The sequence below is a fragment of the Providencia sp. 21OH12SH02B-Prov genome (assembly GCF_027362595.1).
Lineage (GTDB): Bacteria > Pseudomonadota > Gammaproteobacteria > Enterobacterales > Enterobacteriaceae > Providencia > Providencia zhejiangensis.
Window position 1 is genome coordinate 785,999 of sequence record NZ_CP114796.1, and the last position, 21,892, is coordinate 807,890.

At 38.3% G+C, this 21,892-nt stretch carries 21 protein-coding genes; 11 read left to right on the forward strand and 10 right to left on the reverse strand.

Going from position 1 to position 21,892, the window contains the following annotated elements; genetic code table 11:
- Positions 1–332 precede the first annotated feature (332 nt).
- Positions 333–623 (reverse strand): DUF1330 domain-containing protein, encoded by a 291-nt coding sequence (locus O7C57_RS03740; RefSeq protein WP_269723636.1) that lies wholly within the window; start codon positions 621–623, stop codon positions 333–335.
- Position 624: 1 nt separating this feature from the next.
- On the reverse strand, positions 625–1,323 hold the full coding sequence (locus O7C57_RS03745) for a GntR family transcriptional regulator (protein ID WP_230085823.1): 699 nt from the start codon (positions 1,321–1,323) through the stop codon (positions 625–627).
- A gap of 125 nt (positions 1,324–1,448) precedes the next feature.
- Here O7C57_RS03745 and O7C57_RS03750 point away from each other — a divergent pair, with 125 nt between their 5' ends.
- The 8 genes from O7C57_RS03750 to O7C57_RS03785 are packed head-to-tail and all read left to right on the forward strand — an operon-like array spanning position 1,449 to position 9,606.
- Positions 1,449–2,051: an amino acid synthesis family protein gene (locus O7C57_RS03750; protein ID WP_269723637.1), complete on the forward strand. Its 603-nt coding sequence runs from the start codon at positions 1,449–1,451 to the stop codon at positions 2,049–2,051.
- The gene (locus O7C57_RS03755; protein WP_154623195.1) at positions 2,023–2,838 is read left to right on the forward strand and encodes an alpha/beta fold hydrolase; all 816 of its coding nucleotides are present in this window, start codon (positions 2,023–2,025) and stop codon (positions 2,836–2,838) included. Before O7C57_RS03750 ends, O7C57_RS03755 begins: the two co-directional genes overlap by 29 nt.
- A gap of 10 nt (positions 2,839–2,848) precedes the next feature.
- Positions 2,849–3,769 (forward strand): flavin reductase family protein, encoded by a 921-nt coding sequence (locus O7C57_RS03760; RefSeq protein WP_269723638.1) that lies wholly within the window; start codon positions 2,849–2,851, stop codon positions 3,767–3,769.
- Positions 3,770–3,790: 21 nt separating this feature from the next.
- On the forward strand, positions 3,791–4,828 hold the full coding sequence (locus O7C57_RS03765) for an LLM class flavin-dependent oxidoreductase (RefSeq protein WP_154623193.1): 1,038 nt from the start codon (positions 3,791–3,793) through the stop codon (positions 4,826–4,828).
- A 13-nt stretch (positions 4,829–4,841) separates the two neighbouring features.
- The gene (locus tag O7C57_RS03770) at positions 4,842–6,308 is read left to right on the forward strand and encodes an aldehyde dehydrogenase (protein ID WP_154623192.1); all 1,467 of its coding nucleotides are present in this window, start codon (positions 4,842–4,844) and stop codon (positions 6,306–6,308) included.
- A gap of 5 nt (positions 6,309–6,313) precedes the next feature.
- Positions 6,314–7,753, forward strand: a complete 1,440-nt coding sequence (locus O7C57_RS03775; protein ID WP_269723639.1) for an NAD-dependent succinate-semialdehyde dehydrogenase — start codon at positions 6,314–6,316, stop codon at positions 7,751–7,753.
- Positions 7,754–7,755: 2 nt separating this feature from the next.
- Positions 7,756–8,148 carry a carboxymuconolactone decarboxylase family protein gene (locus O7C57_RS03780; protein ID WP_269723640.1) on the forward strand — a complete coding sequence of 131 codons (393 nt, stop codon included), beginning with the start codon at positions 7,756–7,758 and terminating at the stop codon, positions 8,146–8,148.
- A 54-nt stretch (positions 8,149–8,202) separates the two neighbouring features.
- Positions 8,203–9,606, forward strand: coding sequence for a purine-cytosine permease family protein (locus O7C57_RS03785; protein WP_269723641.1), 1,404 nt, complete (start codon positions 8,203–8,205; stop codon positions 9,604–9,606).
- Between the two features lie 412 nt (positions 9,607–10,018).
- On the opposite strand, the gene O7C57_RS03790 is transcribed toward O7C57_RS03785, so the two are convergent.
- Positions 10,019–11,953: a BglG family transcription antiterminator gene (locus O7C57_RS03790; RefSeq protein ID WP_269723980.1), complete on the reverse strand. Its 1,935-nt coding sequence runs from the start codon at positions 11,951–11,953 to the stop codon at positions 10,019–10,021.
- A gap of 208 nt (positions 11,954–12,161) precedes the next feature.
- Positions 12,162–12,863: a pirin family protein gene (locus O7C57_RS03795; protein WP_154622009.1), complete on the reverse strand. Its 702-nt coding sequence runs from the start codon at positions 12,861–12,863 to the stop codon at positions 12,162–12,164.
- 128 nt (positions 12,864–12,991) lie between these two features.
- Between O7C57_RS03795 and O7C57_RS03800 the strand changes: the two genes are divergently transcribed.
- Positions 12,992–13,888, forward strand: a complete 897-nt coding sequence (locus O7C57_RS03800; RefSeq protein ID WP_154622010.1) for a LysR family transcriptional regulator — start codon at positions 12,992–12,994, stop codon at positions 13,886–13,888.
- A 94-nt stretch (positions 13,889–13,982) separates the two neighbouring features.
- Here O7C57_RS03800 and O7C57_RS03805 read toward each other — a convergent pair whose 3' ends face one another.
- From O7C57_RS03805 to O7C57_RS03825, 5 genes are all read right to left on the reverse strand, one after another.
- A complete protein-coding gene (locus tag O7C57_RS03805) occupies positions 13,983–14,378 on the reverse strand; it encodes a DoxX family protein (RefSeq protein ID WP_154622011.1) in 396 nt (131 codons plus the stop codon).
- Positions 14,379–14,611: 233 nt separating this feature from the next.
- The gene (locus tag O7C57_RS03810) at positions 14,612–14,911 is read right to left on the reverse strand and encodes a YqjK-like family protein (protein WP_163862971.1); all 300 of its coding nucleotides are present in this window, start codon (positions 14,909–14,911) and stop codon (positions 14,612–14,614) included.
- Positions 14,898–15,302 carry a phage holin family protein gene (locus O7C57_RS03815; protein ID WP_269723642.1) on the reverse strand — a complete coding sequence of 135 codons (405 nt, stop codon included), beginning with the start codon at positions 15,300–15,302 and terminating at the stop codon, positions 14,898–14,900. The genes O7C57_RS03810 and O7C57_RS03815 overlap by 14 nt, the downstream gene beginning before the upstream one ends.
- Positions 15,303–15,307: 5 nt before the next feature.
- Complete coding sequence (locus O7C57_RS03820; protein WP_154622014.1) at positions 15,308–15,613, reverse strand: DUF883 family protein; 306 nt, start codon at positions 15,611–15,613, stop codon at positions 15,308–15,310.
- 251 nt (positions 15,614–15,864) lie between these two features.
- Complete coding sequence (locus tag O7C57_RS03825) at positions 15,865–16,533, reverse strand: DedA family protein (RefSeq protein ID WP_154622015.1); 669 nt, start codon at positions 16,531–16,533, stop codon at positions 15,865–15,867.
- Between the two features lie 618 nt (positions 16,534–17,151).
- On the opposite strand from O7C57_RS03825, the gene O7C57_RS03830 reads away from it, so the two are divergent.
- Together O7C57_RS03830 and sstT are read left to right on the forward strand one after the other, a co-directional pair.
- Positions 17,152–18,111, forward strand: coding sequence for a TerC family protein (locus O7C57_RS03830; RefSeq protein ID WP_247047009.1), 960 nt, complete (start codon positions 17,152–17,154; stop codon positions 18,109–18,111).
- 273 nt (positions 18,112–18,384) lie between these two features.
- Positions 18,385–19,638 carry a serine/threonine transporter SstT gene (sstT, locus tag O7C57_RS03835; protein WP_154622944.1) on the forward strand — a complete coding sequence of 418 codons (1,254 nt, stop codon included), beginning with the start codon at positions 18,385–18,387 and terminating at the stop codon, positions 19,636–19,638.
- Positions 19,639–19,712: 74 nt separating this feature from the next.
- Here sstT and O7C57_RS03840 read toward each other — a convergent pair whose 3' ends face one another.
- Positions 19,713–21,734 carry an NADPH-dependent 2,4-dienoyl-CoA reductase gene (locus tag O7C57_RS03840; protein ID WP_269723643.1) on the reverse strand — a complete coding sequence of 674 codons (2,022 nt, stop codon included), beginning with the start codon at positions 21,732–21,734 and terminating at the stop codon, positions 19,713–19,715.
- Positions 21,735–21,892 lie beyond the last annotated feature (158 nt).

Genomic DNA, 21,892 nt, shown 5'->3' on the forward strand with positions numbered 1-21,892 from the left:
ATAGTATTAATTCCTCACATAAAAATGTCGTATGATTTTGTTTCAAATTTAGAATAAATAACAGTTAAATCCAATAATGATTTTTATCTGCAATATCATCTCAGCATAGTTACGATGATATTGCGCTTAGCAGCTTATCTTAAAATAATAAATTATTCTAAGAGTGATTTTTTATTGATGATTTGCCATATTCTTTGAATATATCAGAACGGGCGAGCTGATAGAGCTGACATAATAGCGGTCAAGACATCAATAAATATCATTGTTTATTAGTTAATTTATTAATTTTACTGATTTTTCTTTAAGGTCCTAATAATTTTAAAGAAAAGGTATTAGCTTGTTAGGCTGTTAACGATAATAACCATTACATCGGCGATATCTTTGCGCTGCTTATATGCATTCTGGTACTCAATAGAATGGTAACATGAGAGTGCGGTTTCATAGTCTTTAAATTCTATAACAACATGTTTCTCATAAGTTTTTCCCTCTAATGTTATGGCATTTTCTCCTCTTGCAAGAAATTTGCCTTGATATTTCTGTAAGGCTGTCGCAGCAAGCTGCATATATTGAGGATATTTTTGAGTATCAAAAACGGTAACATGTGCAATCCAGTATGCGGCCATATTATTTTTCCTGTTTTTCTAATATAGATTTAGCAATAATCGATGCTTCAGTTAAGTGTTCAACCACCGCAGTTTTAGCGGCTTCACCATCATTTTTCTCAATGGCAGAGTAGATTCGTTTCATTCTTTCGAATCCTGTTATTTTTCGATCTTTTGTTTTTAATGTCATAGCTCTTAGTCGGCTAATTCTGCTATTTAGGCGCTGAACAATTTCCCAAGCAATAGAGTGTGTAGCGATAGAAAATAACGTTTCATAGAATTCAGTTGAGGCAGTGATTGATTTAAAATCATCCTGACTTAATGAAGCATCATCAATTTTTTGCAGTTTATCTAAAAGTATTTTTTTATCCTGAGCGGTCGCTTTTTCGGCACAGGCTTTAGCCGCTTCTTGCTCTAGTAAGATACGGATATTATATATTTGTTCAGCTTGCTGCCAATTTAACATGGCAACAATAGGCCCTTTTTTGGCTAATATCTCAATTAATCCTTCAGATTCAAGATACCTTAAAACTTCTCTGACAATACTACGACTAACTCCAAGCTCTTCACATAAACTTCGTTCTACTAGCCTATCACCAGCTTTAAAGTAGCCAGAAATAATAGCTTGACGAATTTTTTCAAGAGCGATCTCCCGCAGTGTTAACGGGACATTATTAATTTTTAATGAATGTGAACTGTCCATTTTTACCCATTTAATCATCAAATATTTGATCTCTACTATACAACAAAAAAGTTTTAATAGTAAAAGTTTGACATCTTGTATGTTGGTATGCCAGCTTACAATAATACAATATAGGTTTGACAATTAATTAACAAGAGGCCGTTATGCATCCAATAATCCGTAAGACAATTTTGAGCACCGAAACGATTTATATTGATGGTCATAAAGAAGCAGATAAGCCGCTTATCATGATTGCTGCGGCAGCAGTAATAAAAAATTCATGGGTAGGGGAAGGATATGTTGATGATTTATCCTTAAAAATTAGAGAGCTAGCACCTGTATTAGGAAAAGTGCTAACGAACATGATTATTGAAGAAGCTGGTGGTGGTGAGTGTATTGAAGCTTTTGGTAAATGTGCAGTTGTTGGATTAAAAGGTGAGCTTGAGCATGCATCGGCTTTGATTCATACGTTACATTTTGGTAACCATTATCGTAATGCAGTAGGTGGAAAATCTTATTTAGCATTCAATAACACTCGAGGACCTGCTAATTCACCGATTTTAATTCCTATGATGGGTAAAAACGATGAAGGGAGCCGAGCTCATTATTTAACTTTCCAATTCAATATTTCTGATGCTCCGTTTGAAGATGAAATTGTCATTGCGTTAGGTGCTGCATTAGGTGGTCGCCCTCACCACAGGATTGGCGATCGTTATCAAGATTTAAAAGAGTTAGGTCATGATCAGAAGAACCCAGCAGCTATCTAATTTAAATATGGAAGTTAGCTACTTAGAAGAAGGCCAAGGTAGGCCTCTTGTTTTAATCCATGGTGTCGGTATGTGTGCTGAAACATGGGAAGAACAAATTGAGTCTTTGTCAGCTTTTTATCAAGTGATTGCGGTGGATATGCCGGGTCATGGTTATAGTTCGGGTTTTGTATATCGGCCAGAACTACAAAATTATGTTTCTTGGATGGGGGCATTCTTACAATCTCTTGGTTTAGCAGATGTCATATTAGTTGGCCACTCTATGGGAGGCTTAATTACTGGGGGAGTGTGTATTGAATATCCGCAATTAATCAAAGGTGCCGTCATTATCAGTAGTGTATATCGCCGTGATGAACAGGCAAAAATTGCAGTTAGACAAAGAGCAATAGAACTTGCCTCTGGCCAAGCTCAGATAGATGCGCCATTGCAGCGTTGGTTTGATGGCTCAAAAGAACAGCAACAAATTAGGCGAAAAGTTATGAATTGGCTGAATCAGGTTAATCTTGATGGTTATGCTAAAGCTTATTATGCCTTTGCTAATGGTGATGATATTTACGCAAAAAACTGGCATGAGATAAGTTGCCCCCTTTTAGTTATTACAGGGGAAAATGACAATAATTCTAGCCCAAGTATGGCAATAAAAATGGCAGAGAATAGCCAAAAAGGAAGGGCAATTATTATTCCAGGTGAAAGGCATATGCTAACACTCACTGCATCTCGGCTAGTTTCTTATGAAATAAAAGAATTTGTTGAAAATATATGTAATTCAGAAAACTACATGATGTGAGGGTAATTGTATGGAAATACAAGATCGCCGACAATTGAGAGATGCATTTGGCTCTTTTTTAACGGGAGTAACAGTAGTAACTAGCAGAGACTCAAATAATGAACCTATAGGATTTACTGCGAATTCATTCTCATCAGTGTCATTAGATCCTGCTTTGTTACTTATTAGTATCGATAAACGTTCTGCAAATTTTGATAATTTTACACGTTGTGAGCATTTTGCTGTAAATATACTTTCTGAGAAACAAAAAGACATATCCAATATTTTTGCACAGAAAATTGAAGATCGTTTTTCACATGTCAATTGGTTTACTGCGACATCAGATAGTCCAATTATCAGTGAAAGTTCCGCTTGGTTCGATTGCAGCCTATATCAAGTCATTGATGCTGGAGATCACGCCATTCTTATTGGAAAAGTAGTCGATTTTCATTCGGAAGGTACAGCAGGGCTTGGTTTTTACCGAGGTGCTTATTTTACTCCTTATGAGAGTGCGCAATCGGTTATTCAAAATCCAGAATTAATCATTAGTGCACTTATAGAATCTGAAAATAAAGTCATTATGTTTAGAGACAGTTTGAATAATTATTGTCTACCTTCTAGCGTTATTAGTGAAAAAGGAGTTCATGAAACATTAGAATATTTGTTTAATAAAATAGGTATTCAAGCCAGCCCAGGGTTTATTTATTCCGTTTACGAAGATAGAAAAAATAAAAAACAACATATTGTTTTTTTATGTGCAGTTGCGACTGATACATCTTCAATACTGAAAAATGGTCAATTTATTAATATCGATGAACTATCAAAAATTAAACTTGATGATTATGCCGTAAATTCGCTGATTAAACGTTTTACTCAGGAAGCCACAGCCGGAAATTATAGTGTGTATTACGGTGATGAGAATAATGGACAAGTAAAACAGTTAATAGCTTAAATTTAAATAAAGGATCATAGTATGCAATTTTCACTTTTTATCCATATGGAAAGAATTTCACCTGAGGAATCACAAGAGAAACTGTATCAAGAAATGATTGAACTGTGCAAGATAGCAGATCAAGGAGGGATGCACGCTATTTGGACAGGAGAGCATCATGGTATGAATTTTACTATTGCTCCTAATCCATTTATTAATCTTGTTGATATCGCAAGACAAACTAAAAATGTTCGATTAGGAACGGGAACTATTGTAGCGCCTTTTAACCACCCCATCCGCTTAGCTGGTGAAGCTGCTATGACGGACTTAATTACGGATGGTCGTCTTGATCTGGGAATTGCTAGAGGAGCATATTCATTTGAATATGAAAGATTATCACCAGGCTTAACGCCTTGGGAAGCAGGGCAACGCATGCGTGAATTAATTCCAGCCGTAAAAGCGCTATGGGAAGGAGACTATGAACATAAAGGTGAGTTTTGGTCTTTTCCTTCAACAACATCCGCTCCCTTGCCAAAGCAAAGACCTCATCCCCCGATTTGGGTAGCAGCACGTGATCCTAACAGCCATGAATTTGCAGTGAAAAATGAATGTAATGTGCAGGTTACACCATTGCATCAAGGTGAAGAGGAAATCGCACGATTAGTGACATGCTTTAAAGAAGCGAAGGAAAAATTTCCACCTAAAGTACCATTAAAGATCATGATGTTACAACATGGTTATGTTGCTGATAATGAAGAGGATGCTCAATTAGCAGCCATTGAACTAAATCGCTTTTATCAGTATTTCGGAGCTTGGTTTAAAAATGAAAGGCCAATAAAACAAGGTTTAATTGAACCATTAACTGAAGAGGAAATTGAGCGGAATTCATACTATACACCTGAAATCATGAGAAAAAACCTTGCTATAGGCCCAGCGAATGAAGTCATTGAGAAATTAAAAAAATATGAACGAATGGGATATGACGAGTTTTCCCTTTGGATCGACAGTGGTATGCCATTTGAACGCAAAAAAGCGTCATTAGAGCGTTTTATTACTCAAGTCATGCCTGCATTTGCATAATAGTGAGGGGAAAATGGAAAAGTTTCAATTATATATTAATGGGCAATTTGAACCAGGGGTGAGACAGTTCGAAAGTATCAACCCTGCAAATGAAAAACCGTGGGCACAAGTTGCAGAGGCAGGACGTGATGAAACAGAACGTGCCGTCGAGTCAGCTTATGAGGCCTTTCATTCCCCAATTTGGAAAGCTTATACAGCGAGCCAAAGAGGAAAATTACTCTTACGTTTAGCCGATTTGATCGAACAACATGCAGCTGAACTTGCAAGATTAGAAACACAAGATACCGGAAAAATTATTCGGGAAACACAAGCTCAAATTTCTTATGTGGCTGAATATTATCGTTATTATGCTGGTTTGGCAGATAAGATGGAAGGTGCTTATTTGTCTATTGATAAGCCTGATATGGAAACGTGGATCCGACGTGAGCCAATCGGTGTTGTCGCGGCTATTATTCCATGGAATAGCCAATTATTTTTATCAGCAGTCAAAATTGGCCCAGCAATAGCGGCTGGCTGTACCTTGGTAATTAAAGCTTCTGAATACGCCCCTACACCGTTACTTGCATTAGCAAGCTTGATCCATCAAGCAGGATTTCCAGCTGGGGTTTGTAATATTATTACAGGTTTTTCATCGGAATGTGGGGAGATACTGACGCAACACCCGAAAGTGAATCATATTGCATTCACAGGTGGTGTTGAGACGGCAAAGTATATTGTTCGTAATAGCGCTGAAAACCTTGCAAGCCAATCTCTTGAATTAGGTGGTAAATCCCCTTTTATTGTTTTTGATGATGCAGACCTAGAGAGTGCAGCAAATGCGCAAGTTGCTGCAATATTTGCAGCATCTGGTCAAAGTTGTGTTGCTGGTTCACGCCTATTAGTTTCTCAATCTATTAAAGATGAATTTTTAAATAAACTAAAAGAGAAAGCTCAAGCTATCGTTATTGGTGATCCTAAACAACATAGTACCCAGTTTGGGCCACTCTGTACTTTAAAGCAGATAGAAAAAATAAAACAAGTTGTTGATAACTCTATAAAACAAGGCGCTGCATTAATTACGGGACATTATGATGTAACAGAAAAGGGTTATTACTATCCCCCCACAATTCTTGATTGCACAAAAGTACCAAAAGCAGATTGTGTAAAACTTGAATTATTTGGCCCCGTACTTTCTGTTCAAAGCTTTGATAGTGAAGCCGAAGCACTCGCATTGGCGAATGATTCTGACTATGGTCTTGCTGCCGGCATTTTTACTAAAAATCTTACTCGTGCACACCGCCTGACAAAGCAATTACGTACAGGGATTGTATGGCTGAATACCTATCGAGCAGTCTCTCCTTTGGCGCCTTTTGGTGGTTATAAGCTATCTGGCCATGGTAGAGAAGGAGGTTTGGATGCTGCAATGCAATATACCACTACAAAAACGGTCTGGTTACGGACGAGTGATGAAGCAATTGATGACCCATTTATAATGAGATAATAGTTATGAAAAACGTACTTTTACGCGAGAAGGGATGGGTCAATGGAGAATGGATCGATTCCATTAATGGAGCTACCACCCCTATTTATAACCCTGCAACAAAAATGTTGCTTGGGGAAGTTGCTAGCTTAGGCGCTCAGGAAACTCAAATAGCTATAGATGGGGCACAGCTGGCATTAGTTGACTGGAAAAAAGTGCCAGCCCGTCGGCGTGCAAATATATTACACCTTTGGTATCAGTTAATTATCAAATATCAAAATGAATTAGCTGATATCTTAACTCAAGAACAAGGAAAAGTTTTATCAGAGGCGCGTGGTGAAATTATTTATGCAGCAAATTATGTACGTTGGTTTGCTGAAGAGGTATTGCGTATTAATGGGGAAGTACTCCCAGGTGAATCAACGAGTCAAAAAGTTATTGTTTCTAAACACCCTATAGGGGTTGTTGCTGCGATTACACCATGGAATTTTCCGGCGGCAATGATCACGCGTAAAGTTGCGCCAGCTTTAGCGGCGGGTTGTACTTGTATTGTTAAACCGTCACCTGAAACACCTTTTACTGCGTTGGCTTTAGCAGAATTAGCTGCACAGGCAGGGTTACCAGCAGGATGCTTAAATATTGTTCCTGGTGATGCAATTGATATTGGCAGTACATTGATGCAAAGCGAAGTTGTCAGAAAACTCAGTTTCACTGGTTCAACTCCTGTCGGGAAATTATTGATGGCTCAGGCTGCACAAAATGTAAAGCGACTTTCCCTTGAGCTTGGTGGAAATGCACCTTTTATTGTTTTTTCTGATGCTGATATTACAAAAGCTGTTGATGCTGCAATGTATGGAAAGTTTAGAAACTCAGGCCAAACATGTGTTTGTATTAATAGATTTTTAGTGCATGAATCTGTACATGATAAATTTACTAATTTATTAAAAAATAAAATGCAAGCATTAAAGGTTGGTAATGGAATAATAACAAGTTCTGATATGGGACCACTTATTAATCAACAGGCAGTTGAAAAGATAAAGGAGCATATTTTAGATGCAATAGAAAAAGGGGGAGAATTATTATGTGGTGGAGATTACTTCCAACAAGAAACATTGTTTTTCCAACCAACGTTAATAACTAATGGTCACTCAGATATGTTGGCATTTAGTGAGGAAACGTTTGGTCCATTAGCTGTTATTTATCCTTTTAGCACCGAAGAAGAAGCAATTAATTTAGCAAATAAAACAGAGTATGGCCTTGCTGCATACTGTTTTACTCAGAGTTTAGCTACTGCATGGAAAATGCAAGAGGAACTTGAATACGGTATGGTTGGTATTAATTCAACACATATTTCTAATGAAATAGAACCTTTTGGTGGAATTAAACAATCTGGTTTTGGACGGGAAGGCTCTCATCATGGAATTAATGAATATTTAGAAATTAAATATACGCTTTTTGGAGATTAATTGTGAAAAATAGTCATCAATCGTTATATGAAAAAGGTTTAAAAATAAGGAAAGATGTTTTAGGTAGTGAATATGTTTTACAATCAATTAATAATGCTACCGAGTTTAATAAACCTCTTCAAGAGTTAGTGACTGAATATTGTTGGGGGGCAGTATGGGGGCGTAATGGTTTAGAAAAAAAAGAGCGAAGTATGATTAATCTTGCCATGATATCGGCCTTAAATCGTCCACATGAACTTAAGTTACATGTAAAAGGCGCTCTACGAAATGGTTTAACGCCAGAGCAAATTAGTGAAGTATTGTTGCAGGTTGCTATTTATTGTGGGGTGCCAACAGCAGTTGATAGTTTTAGAATTGCGACACAGGCTATAGATGAATATTATTCTGAAAGTTAAATAAGAAATTTACTCTACAAAATATAATAAAAAATAATAATATCGGAGGATATTATGACTTCTTCTGCAAACAAAACAGAATTAATTGAAAGTAAATCTATCGATTATGTTCCAGAAAATGAAAGACACGGTAAGCCTAGAGATTTATTTACCCTTTGGTTTTGTACAAACATTGCACCGTTGGCAATATTTGTAGGGGCAACGTCAACACAAGTCTACAATCTCAATATTATTAGTGCAATTATAGCGATTATATGTGGACATTTATTTGGTGGCTTATTTCTTGCGCTAACCTCAGCACAAGGGCCACAGGTTGGTATTCCCCAAATGGTTCAAAGTCGAGCTCAATTTGGCCGATATGGTTCACTATTAGTTATTATATTTACCGCGGTCATTTACTTAGGTTTTTTTATTTCAAATATTATTTTATCTGGAAAGGCATTGCATATTGTAGCACCCAAAATAGAAATCCATTTTGCAACTATTATCGGTGCAATCAGTGCAACATTTATTGGTGTTGTAGGTTATAATTTTATCCATAAAATCAATAAAATTGGTTCGTGGGTGATGGGGGGAGCACTATTATCAGGCTTTATTTATATGCTTTCTCAACCTTTGCCTAGTGACTTTTGGTATAAAGGTTCATTTAGTCTTGTAGGATGGTTTGCTGTTTTTAGTATTAGTGCCGTCTGGCAAATAAGTTTTTCTCCGTATACTTCTGATTACTCAAGATACTTACCGAAAGATGTTGGGATAGCTAAACCTTTTTGGTATACCTATTTTGGGGCATGTGGGGGAACTATTTTAGCATTTTTGTTTGGCGTTTTTGCTGTAAATAGTGCACCGCATGTTCAAGAATCTATGGAAGCGGTAAAATTAGTTACTGGCTTTTTAGGTCCAATATTAATGATACTTTTTTTAATTAATATTATCTGCCATAACGCTATGAATTTATATGGTGCAGTTCTTTCTATTATTACTGCGATTCAAACGTTTATACCTCATTGGAAAACATCAACAAGTGTAAGGGTTATTTATTCTACTATTGTTTTGTTGGGGGCAACGCTTATCGCATTGGCTTCATCTGCAAGTTTTGTTTCGTTCTTCTTAAATATGATATTTGCACTTAGTTCTGTGTTAATTCCTTGGGCAATTATTAATCTTTTAGATTTTTATTTAATTAAAAAGAAAATTTATAATATTAATGCTATTTTTGATGAGAAAGGCGGTGTGTATGGTTTATTTAATGTAAATTCCCTATCAGTATATTTTATTGGAATACTAGTTCAGATACCATTTATTAAAAATACTTTTTTCATAGGTCCGTATGCAGAATTGATTCCAGGTGTTGATCTTTCATGGTTAATTAGTCTTGTTTGTACTTCACTACTTTATTCACTTTTTCATAATAAGAAACATACAATGAGTCAGTTAGAGGTTTATAATCAAAAGTATTAACTTGTATCTAATGTATAAAATTATTTTAGAGACTATTAATGAATTATACTTATAGTAACCTTATTTTTTACATTATTTATTTTATTGTTGTTTTTATAATCAGTTTGTTTCTCATGCGTGAGATGTTTCATTGTAAAAAATGATTATCATACTCACTCTATTGAGTGAGTTTGTTTTAAATCAATAATAAGGAAAAAAGATATGAAATCTTTTGTATAAATAAAAATTAATTAATAAATTTTTATTGAAAACTTTAGTTTCAATGAAAAATAAAAATATATTTATTTAATGAAGAGTGTCGTGTTTTTAAATGTTGTGTTATTGATTAATTTATTTAGCTATAATGCACCATTGCCTATCTCTGGATATCCAAAGAAATAGGCAGTGCTTTCATTCTAAATTGATATAACCCCTATATTCGCGCTAGGCTGTCCTTAGCAATGACTTGGAACTCATTGAAATTCTTAACAGTGATAAGTCTACGGGTGGTTTTTTCTTTCACAAACGTGACAAACAGGTCGTAGATCGCCATGGCTTCTTCATAGTCAGCTTTACTGATTGCCAGCAGGAAAATCACATACGCGTTTTCTTTCGTCTCTCTATTCCATTCAATACCTTTGGGGGCGACAATGGTGACAACCACCGTTTTATTTGCCAGTAAACCTAAAGAGTGGGGTAATGCAATTCCTTCACCAAGCAAAGTAGAAACAATCGATTCACGTTCTTGTAATGAGGGATAGAAATCAGCAGTGACATAGCCATCTTGTTGTAATTTATGGCAAACGGTTTGGAATAAAGTTTCTTGGCTGATCTTGTCATTAATCACCATAAAGTAACGTTCATCAAAGAAGCGTTCAATAATATAAGGACGAGTTTGATCCATCATTGCCAATTTACCGACTTGTTCTAATTGATAAGGCGTCGGGAAAGGGGCTATTTTTATGACAGGCTTATTCTTTTCCGAAATACGCACTGTGGTGATCACAAAGTCTTCCTCGACCTCATCTAACGACTCATATTCTTGCAGTGTTAGTCCTCGGCTAAATTTGAGTTGTGGAAATTCACGCATGATCTTTGATTCAACAACTCGAAATGTTGAATTTCCAGCATCGGTGACGACAAGCACTTCTGTTTGACGAATTGACCCTGCACCATAATTCCTTTCTAGACTGACGCCGATATGCACCGCAAGGTAGCCAAGTTCATCTTCATTGATGGGGTAAGGTAGTAATTGCTTACTGGCACTGGTGAGTGCGCTGAGAGTGACATCATATGCAAAGGGATAATATTGTTTTATATCACTTAATAATGGATTAGGGGTAATAATGTGATATTGAAGCCGTGTCATTAATGCAGCGATGTGAGTATTGAGATCCTTTTTCAGCTTTTCATCACTGCGTAGGTCATAGTTATACAATTCGTTAATATAATTAAGAATATATTCAACCAATTCATTGTGATTAGCACTTTTTTGCTGAGCGGCATCTTGATGACTGATCCGCTGGGCGATGATTTGATCATGTAGGTAACTCAGCTCTGCACTGGATAAGTCGTTTCCAAGAAAATAGATCAATCCTTTAGAGACTTCTTCACAGGCTTTACGTAGCGTCTCTTCACTATCATGGTTTTTCACCGTAGATGTTAATTCATGACCACGAGTAATACGTAAGATCGTCACAGCACAGTTGAAAACCAAATATAAGTGCCCCTCATTACTTAAGCGAACATCGAAACGGTTCATGCTGTTATGAAGAACCTTATCGATATAGGTTAAATCGAGGTTATCTAAACACTCAGGCTGAAAAATGGATAAGTCCTGATTGATTTGCAATGAAAAACGTCGCCAAAGGGTTTCTGTCATACAGGCCCGAATAGCCCATTCGCTTCCGTTTAAATGGATTCCTTGATGTGGAATGCTTTCTAATAAGATCTGATATTTCTGCAAATGTTCTCTGACAATGCTCATGTCTTGTTGCAGGGTTCCACGGCTAATAAACCACTCTTCGGCAATATCATCCAATTTTACTGGCAAAGACAGCATTAATAGTTTTAGCAGTAAGGCATCGACACGCTCTTTACTTGTCCGAGGGATACTATTTTCGACTTGAGTTTGTTGGGTCAGTTTAGCAAAAAGCCCTTCATCATCGATTTTTAAGCGATAGCCACGGCCTCGCTCATAGAGAATATGGGCACTGTAGTTTTGTATTAGCTCATTTATTTCATTGATATCAGAGCGTATCGTCCGTGTTGAAACAGAAAAACGCTTTGCGAGCTCATCTTGAGGGACAACCTCTTCGAGTATACTTGCAAAAATTTGATTAAGTCGCTGTTGAGTGAATAAAGCCACAAAAATACCTTCTAGACCTAAAATAATAAGCTTAATAACCAAAATACCCACTCTATTTTGGCTGACTATTGCTTGGACTCTATCATAAGGCTATCAACATGCGGAGTATGGAAGATCATAAATTTGAGAATATCTTCGCAAAAAAAGAGGATTTTTAGGAGGAAGGCATTTTTTGAGGGGCCAAAAAAGAAAGTTGGCCCTTCAAAGGTTATTCACCAATATCAATAAGTAAAGCGCGCATTGATTTTGCTGATGAGAGTGTTAACGTATTTTCGTCCTGAATGAAAACGCCATCATTGCAACTCATTTCTATTGTGTTACCACTACTACCTTGTAGGCGAGCTCCACCGTGAATAGATTGGAGATAAGCATTTTTTCCCCTCAACTGAATGTGTTGTGGATTATCTGACGTGACATTAAGCTGTGTAACCCAAATTTGTTGACGTAATTGAATACTGCCATTTACCCCATCGGGTGAGGCGACTAACATGTTACTTTCTGTTGGTAAACTGATCTTTTGAGTCGGATAATACTCTTGTTGCGGGCAAGCATTTAACCACAACTGTAGGCGTGTTAAGGGTTTATGTGAACACATATTGTGTTCGCTGTAACTTAAATCAGGGCGTGGTGAGAAGCGGATACATTCACCTTCACTGACTTCAATTTTATTTCCTAAACTATCGCGATACTCTGCACTGCCTTGTAATACAAAATTAAGAATATCCACATGTGGGTAGGTTTTAGGCTGAAAAGCACTCTCAGGTGCGATAACTTCCTGATTAAGTACTCTTAATGTCTTAAATCCCATAAAATCAGGATCAAAGTAATGGCCGAAGGAAAATGCGTAACGCGCTTGTAACCAACCATAGTCAGCCTTACCACAGTGTTTTACTTGTCTTAATGTCATCATGGTGGCTAACCCTCCTTCAATCGACAAAAATATACAAAAATTTATATTGTTATAATAAATAGCTGGACGTTGAATTGTTAGCCAGTTAATCTGTTTACTTCATTCAAATTTACTGAAAGAGATATTCCATGAGTAAAGAGAGAGCATTAACACTTGAATCATTAAGGGTGATGGATGCAATCGACCGGCGTGGTAGTTTCGCTGCTGCTGCTGACGAATTGGGTCGAGTGCCCTCGGCGCTCAGCTATACGATGCAAAAATTAGAAGAAGAATTAGATGTTATTCTATTTGATCGTTCAGGGCATAGAACGAAATTCACTAACGTTGGCAGAATGCTGTTAGAGCGAGGCAGAGTATTACTTGAAGCCGCGGAAAAGCTAACCTCCGATGCTGAAGCGCTGGCTAAAGGCTGGGAAACTCACCTGACAATTGTATGTGAAGCATTAATACCTGCATACTACTTATTCCCCTTGGTTGATAAGTTAGCAGAAAAATCAGACACGCAACTTTCTATTTTAACGGAAGTACTCGCGGGAGCGTGGGAGCGGCTTGAGAGTGGTAAAGCTGATATTGTCATCGCTCCAGATATGCATTTTCGCTCATCGTCTGAAATTAACTCTAAATCCTTATACAGCATTAACCATGTATATGTGGCTAGTCCAGAGCACCCGATTCATCAAGAACCAGAACCGCTTTCGGATACAACTCGCATTAAATATAGGGGGATTGCTGTTGCTGATACAGCACGGGAGCGTCCTGTTATCACTGTGCAACTATTAGATAAACAGCAAAGATTAACGGTATCAACGATCGAAGATAAGCGTAATGCTTTATTGGCTGGATTAGGCGTGGCAACGATGCCATATCCTATGGTTGAACAGGATATACGTGAAGGACGTTTACGCGTTGTTAGTGCGGAATATAGCCATCAAACGAATATTATTATGGCATGGCGTCGAGATAGCATGGGAGAAGCAAAATCTTGGTGCTTACGAGAAATACCTAAATTATTTGTTAATAAATAACGAATAAAAAAGCACCTCTATACAAGATGTATAGAGGTGCAAACCAAAGTCGGTTATCAAGTTAAGATAAGGCTAATGATGAAAAAGACGTTTATTACCACTTTTTATTGAGTAAGTGGTCAATGCTCAATTTACCAGGGCCTGTGACTGCTAGTAATAAATAGCCGCCAGCGATAGTCATATTTTTCATAAACATCAAGCTATTAGGCGCTACACTGAAATCAATATGGAAAAGCAGCGATGTTAATACACAAAAAATCGCAGTAAAAATAGCCACTGTTCTTGTCAGAAAACCAAACAGAACAGCGAGTCCACCCCCAAGCTCTAATAAAATCGTTAGAGGCAGTAAAAATCCTGGAACGCCCATCGCTTGCATATATTGTTGAGTACCTGCGTAAGCATCACCTAATTTGCCATACCCAGCGACGATAAACAGAATTGGCATCATAATTCGAGCGAGTAATAACACGCTACTTTCTAAATTTTTCATTAAGATTCTCCAGCTAACGAGGGTCAGCAAATATCAATAAAATGCGACTTTTATCGCGATATATTGTTTTTTTTAGCACTAAATGATTAGAAATCATTTGATGTGGCTATATTAGTTATTTGTAGATTCAATAAAAAGCAAAGGTTATTAACAAAGATGGGCAAAAAATTTGAATAAGAGACGAGTGAAGAAAAACCTGAAAGAGGTTACTTCAGGTTTAGAGAGGAAAAAGATTATTTTTTACTTATATTTACCGCATTCTGGATAGAGCGCACTAATCCCCATGTTGTTAGTGCTTTTTTTCCTAGAGAGAAGATCCGCTTAGGTTGCTTTAGGGTATAAATAGATATCAAACCAGCGGCAGCAATGAAAATAGGGCGAAAAGAGACAAAAATTTGCCACGACCGATCGTAAGGTTCAGTGACTTCCAGCCATTCCTTTGACGCCATAGATAGCTGATGACGCTGCTGTTCAATTTGCTTGATCAAGCGTTGTTTTTTTTCAGCCACTGATTGTCGCTTATTTTTGTTCATCTTCTGTGCTCGTTAGTGCCTTCGAATCTTCCTTCAACTGTTCTCGGGTTGCACCTAATAAAGTCGATTGCCTTGCTTTTTTTAGCGTCCAAATGGCGCCAGTGATGGCGAGCAATATGAGAACTCCGGTCGTAATAGCAAGAGCTTGATAGCGATAAATCGGATCAACTGACCAAAAAATTAAGCCGATAAGGCACATTAAACCGAATGCAGTGAAGAGTAGGGTGATACCCGCCATTAAAATAAGTTGAATCAGTGTGGCTTTTTCTTCCTCTAATTCAACGGCAATTAACTGGATGCGAGTCTCAACCATTTGTACCGCAATGCCTGCGATACGTTGTAGTGTGTTAAGGACCCCTTTACCGGGGCCCTGACGCTCTTGTTGTTCCATACAAATTAACGCTTAGCGAGTAGTACGCCTAGAACGACACCAACGGCAGCACCAATGCCAATACCCGTCCATGGATTTTCACGGACATAGTTATCTGCTCGGCCTGCAATTTCTTTGGTCTGCTCTGTAATTTTTTCACTTGCTTGGTTTAGTTTAGCGCGTGAAGTATATAGAGCGTCCTGAGCTTTTTGTTTTAGGCTGTCTATTTCTTCTTTCGATTTGTTTCCAGTATCGTTAAGCATCGCTTCGAGAGAGTCAGCCAGTGATTTTAGTTCTGCGCGTAGATCTTCTGATGAATTGTTCGATGACATAATGGAACCTCCTATCAATAGAAAAAATATAAATTGTAGTTATTAACAATAGCTATTTTTACAGTAAGTGCAATGACTAATAGGCTAATTATTGATTAAATTAATGTAAAAGAGTGTGCGATTTTAAATAAGAAAAAATAATGTAAAAGTTATGTAAAATAAAAAGCAGAATTCATCAAAAATAGATTATTCAATAGTGAGTTATCGGGAAGGTAAGAGAAACATGAGAGGCTTATAGAGCCTCTCATCGGTTAGTTCGCTTTTTTTGTGGAAAGCTTTTTCTTAATCACCACTGCAATGCTGCCAATCAGGCCAATGATAAGGAGGCCTACAGGGATTAGCATCAACACGTTCATAATATGATGTTCATACTGAAGAAATATTGGGCTCTTCCCGAAACCAAAACCGATGGCTGTCAGGATTAATACCCAAAGTAGGCCACTTAACCAGTTAAAGACTTGAAAGCGACCATTTTGCAGTCCCGCGAGCCCAGCAATTGTTGGTAGCAGTGTTCTAACAAAAGCAAGAAAGCGGCCAATTAATAATGCAGCCAGACCGTGACGATGGAATAAACCATATGCACGTTGGTGATAATGCTCAGGGAGATGCGCTAGCCAACCCTTAACGAGTTTGGTGTTGCCAAGCCATCGACCTTGAATATAACCAACCCAACAGCCAAGGCTAGCTCCTGCTGTCAAAATGACAATCGTTAACGGGTAGCTTAGTGTTCCTTTTGCTATGAGAACACCAACGAGGATCAATAAACTGTCACCTGGTAGGAATGCGGCAGGAAGCACCCCATTCTCAAGAAAAAGAATCGCGAATAACATAAAATAAATAGCCCAGACCAACGCTGGGTTGGATAGGGTTACGTAGTCTTGATGCCAAAGGGCAAAAAATAGTTCTTTAACTAATTCCATTAATGTTTCCTAAACGGCAATAACAGCAACAATCTTATTGTTGGGTAGGGAAGACATGGATTATGCGAATACCTAAAAGAAAAGTCATATTTCCTCAGGCTGTTAGTTTAAAGCATGCCCACTTTAACAAAACAAAAAATAACTAAACAGCAAATTCTCGTTCTATTTTTAGAATTCATTTAAGTTTTTGAGTTAGTGGCCCTTCTTGGTGACTATCACTATAAGGGATAGATAACGTAAAAATAGCGTCTATTAGTGTATTTTTTGATGAAAATGGTAAAAAAAGCGCTTTGCTAGTGCAAGGGAATTTGAAAAATTATTCGTTAAATAGGCTTTGCTAATTATTGCTTTTTAGGACTAATTACCCTATCTTATGCATCATAGCAAAGGGGAGTAACTTCTTCTTGTCGGTTTATCGTCATTACGGTGCATAAAAAGCACCCGGTAACCGAGCACCACGATTTCCAATCTTGGGTTATTGTGTTGTAAGTGAGACCTTGCCAGAAGGCGAGGTATGCTCATTGTTGACAACCAAAAGATAATAACTCTAGGTTAAAGCATTTAAGCGGCTGATGTCTTCTGAAGATGTCAGCCGTTTTTTGTTATTAAGGAAATAATATGCACTCTGTTGGTAACCCTGTTTTATGGGGTAGTTTCGCCGTTATCATACTCATTATGTTACTTGTTGACCTGTTTTGGCAGGGTAAACATAAAGGCCAAGCGATGTCGATGAAACAAGCCGCTGCTTGGAGTACGGTTTGGGTCACTCTATCGTTAATTTTTGCTGGCGGCTTTTGGTGGTATTTAAATGATACGGTTAACCCTGAATTCGCCAATAGCCAGACCATGGCTTTCTTAACGGGGTATCTGTTAGAAAAAGCGTTGGCCGTTGATAATGTTTTTGTATGGCTGATGTTATTTAGCTATTTTGCGATCCCTGCTAATTTGCAACGAAGAGTGTTGGTCTACGGCGTACTGGGTGCGATTGTTTTACGTACCATAATGATTTTCGCAGGGAGTTGGTTAGTTTCTCAATTTAGCTGGATTCTATATATTTTTGGCCTGTTTTTGTTGTTTACAGGGATTAAAATGGCTTTCGCTAAAGAGGATGATTCTCCGATTACGGATAAGCCATTAGTGAAATGGGTGCGCTCTCATTTACGTATGACGGATGAATTGCACGGCGAGAAATTTTTCATTAAACGCAATGGCTTACTTTTTGCGACCCCACTGATTTTAGTGCTGATCCTAGTGGAAATCAGTGACGTCATCTTTGCTGTTGATAGCATTCCTGCAATTTTTGCGGTGACAACAGACCCATTTATTGTATTGACCTCTAACCTATTTGCGATTTTAGGCTTACGTGCGATGTACTTTTTATTGGCAGGAGTAGCTGAGAAATTCAGTATGTTGAAGTATGGCTTAGCTGTCATTTTGACCTTTATCGGCATAAAAATGTTGCTAATGGATATTTATCACATTCCAACAGCAATTTCGTTAGGTACAGTCGCGGCTATTTTAATTATCACACTAGTGATTAATGCGATCGTAAATAAGAGAAACGAAGCGAAAAACTAACATTTCACTCCTAGTTAGATTCAAGCACTCGACTTAAAAAATCGAGTGCTTTTTTATTTAAGAGACTGAAAAATATCATACATTTTCAATGTTGAGATCCTACTATAAGAAACAAAATACAATTAGGATCACAGATATGTAAATATATTGTTAAATAAAATAAATTATTGTCTATATTTAAAATAATCGCCTTTTAATAAGGTATTTATTCCTTATACTGGCAAGGCAAACACATTTTATTCCTAATAATGATTAATAAAATATAGGTCTTCTATGGAAACGAACAAAACAGGGTTATGGCAAGTTATCACTAAGGGCAGCTTAGTTAAGCAAATACTCGTTGGTTTGATTGCGGGTATTTTATTGGCGTGGTTATGGCCTTCAGCCGCTAAAAATGTTGGGTTATTAGGTGATTTATTCGTTAGTGCGTTAAAAGCAGTTGCACCGATATTGGTTTGGGTATTGGTCATGGCATCGATCGCTAACCACCGTAAGGGGCAAAAAACTAATATTCGACCCATTTTAGTATTGTATATTCTAGGTACCTTCTTTGCGGCATTAGTGGCAGTGGTTGGCTCATTTATGTTCCCATCGAAGTTGGTATTGGTGGTAGGTGATACACAACTGACGCCACCGGGGAATATAGGGGAAGTACTTAAAGGGTTATTAATCAATATATTTGCCAACCCCGTTGATGCGCTGATTAAAGGTAATTATATCGGCATTCTTGCTTGGGCAATTGGTCTTGGTATTGCTTTACGTCATGCAAATGACACGACGAAAAGTATGATCCAAGATTTCTCAGAAAGCGTGACTCAGTTAGTGAGAGTGGTCATTCGCTTAGCGCCATTGGGGATTTTTGGCTTAGTATCTTCAACGATTGCAACCACTGGATTTGCAACGTTAAAAGGTTACTTCCATGTCCTCGCGGTATTGATTGGCTGTATGTTAATCGTTGCATTAATTGTTAACCCATTAATAGTTTATTGGAAAATTAAACGCAATCCATATCCATTAGTGTTTGCATGCCTACGTGAAAGCGGTGTTACCGCCTTCTTTACCCGCAGTTCAGCGGCGAATATTCCTGTGAATATGGGGATGTGTCGTCGTATGAATTTACATGAAGACACTTATTCAGTTTCTATTCCGCTAGGAGCGACGATTAACATGGGCGGTGCAGCAGTGACAATCACTGTACTGACACTCGCTGCTGTGCATACCTTAGGCATCCCTGTTGATATTCCAACGGCTCTGTTGTTGAGCGTAGTAGCGGCAGTCTGTGCGTGTGGCGCTTCAGGTGTGGCTGGCGGTTCTTTATTACTTATTCCATTGGCTTGTAACATGTTTGGCATTTCAAACGAAATTGCGATGCAAGTGGTTGCGGTTGGTGTCATGATTGGTGTGCTGCAAGACTCGGCTGAAACAGCGCTGAACTCTTCAACGGATGTCTTGTTTACCGCTGCGGTTTGCCTAGCTGAAGATGAAAGGCTGGCTGATCCAATAGCGCAATTATCACAAGAAGACTAATACATTATTTAATCATAAAAACCCGCTTCAATAGCGGGTTTTTATTGTCTATTCATGATGACAAATAACGCTTGTTATATCTGGTAGGCGACCTTCATTCCTTGCTCTATCGCTCTTCTTGCATCAAGTTCTGCTGCAACATCGGCACCACCAATGACATAAGCCTGAATACCTTGCTCTGCAAGCGACTCTTTCAACGGATGATAGGGTTCTTGGCCAGCACAAAGAATCACGTTATCAACGGGAAGGCAATGTAATTTGTCTTGGTAGCGAATATGTAGCCCTTCATCATCAACTCGCATATATTCAACACCGTTAAACATCTGCACCCCGCGTTTCATTAATGATAAACGGTGCACCCAACCAGTTGTTTTTCCAAGACCAGCACCGACTTTACTATTTTTTCGTTGCAGTAAATAAAGTTGGCGAGATGATTGTACTGGGGTCGGCCGGCTATTAAAAATCCCTCCCGCAGAATAAATACGGGTGTCAATATTCCATTCTTGGTTGAATAGTGAGCTATTTAAGCTGCTGCTTTCACCTTTTTGACTTAAAAATTCGGCAATATCAAAACCAATACCTCCGGCTCCAATAATGGCCGCCGACTGGCCAACAGAACGCTTACCAGTTAAAACATCAATATAAGATAATACTTTTTGATGCTCTCTTCCTTCTAAACTAATGGTTCGAGGGACCACACCTGTCGCGATAACCACGTTATCAAATCCAACGAGATCACTGGCTTTTGCTTGATGTTCAAGTTTGACATCAATATTCAATATTTCTAATTGACGACAAAAATAACGGATCGTTTCATGAAATTCTTCTTTACCTGGGATCTGCTTTGCCATGTTAAATTGGCCACCGATTTGATCAGCTTTTTCAAAGAGTGTGACTGTATGGCCGCGTTTGGCTGCATAAATCGCACATGAAAGCCCCGCGGGACCTGCACCGACAACGGCAACCGATTTTATCTGCGTTGCTTTTTCATTTGGAAAATCTAGCTCTCTAACCGCTTGTGGATTAACGAGGCAAGTCGCAAGTTTGCCAATAAAAATTTGATCAAGGCAAGCTTGATTGCAACCAATACACGTGTTGATTTCATCGGCTCGATTCTCTTGGGCTTTACGAACAAACGCTTCATCGGCAAGAAATGGTCGAGCCATTGAAACCATGTCAGCTTGGCCTGATTCGAGGATCCGTTCAGCTACAAATGGATCATTTATTCTATTGGTTGTAATCAGTGGAATAGCGACTTTGCCCATTAGTTTTTCAGTTACCCAGCTAAAAGCATGCCGTGGAACTTGTGTGGCAATCGTTGGAACCCTTGCTTCATGCCAGCCGATACCAGTATTAATCATTGTTGCACCGGCCTGCTCAATGGCTTTTGCGAGATGCTCGATTTCTTCCCAATTGGAGCCATCCTCAACAAGGTCTAACATAGAAAGACGGTAAATAATAATGAAGTCGCTTCCTACCGCTTGGCGAGTTTGGCGCACAATCTCAAGCGGAAAGCGGATCCGATTATCGTAGCTACCACCCCATTCATCGGTCCTCTGATTGGTACGTTTTGCAATAAATTGATTAATTAGATAGCCCTCAGAACCCATAATTTCAACGCCATCATAACCAGCTTGTTGCGCCAGCTTAGCGGTGGTGACAAAATCACTTATTGTTTTCTGGATTTGCTCGGGCGTTAGTTCTTTCGGTGCAAAAGGAATGATTTCTGCTTGAATGGCGCTTGGTGCCACGATATCAGGGTGTAGGCCATAGCGGCCCGCATGTAAGATCTGTAGAGCGATTTTACCGTCAGCACGATGTACCGCTGAGGTTATTTCTTGGTGGAAAGGGAGCTGTTCAGTTTTATCGAGTACTGCGCCATGTTTAGTCAATGCCCCTTCTTGATTCGGTGCAATCCCACCAGTAATAATCAGACTTACGCCATTTTCTGCCCGTAGCCGATAAAAATGAGCTAAACGGCGGCTTCCTTCAGGATGTTCTTCAAGACCCGTATGCATGGATCCCATTAAAATACGATTTTTTAATACGGTGTGCCCCAAATCAAGAGGGGTGAAAAGATGTGGAAAATTGCTCATATTTATACTCCCCAGCGGGATTTGGTAACAGGTCAGATGAGTTAACTCTAGCTCAATGGGGCTATCAATAGAAAAATATGTTAAAAAAATGTGATATTTATCATATGATTTATGAGTAAATTGCTGACAAGTTGACTGAGCAACGGTTATTTTATTTT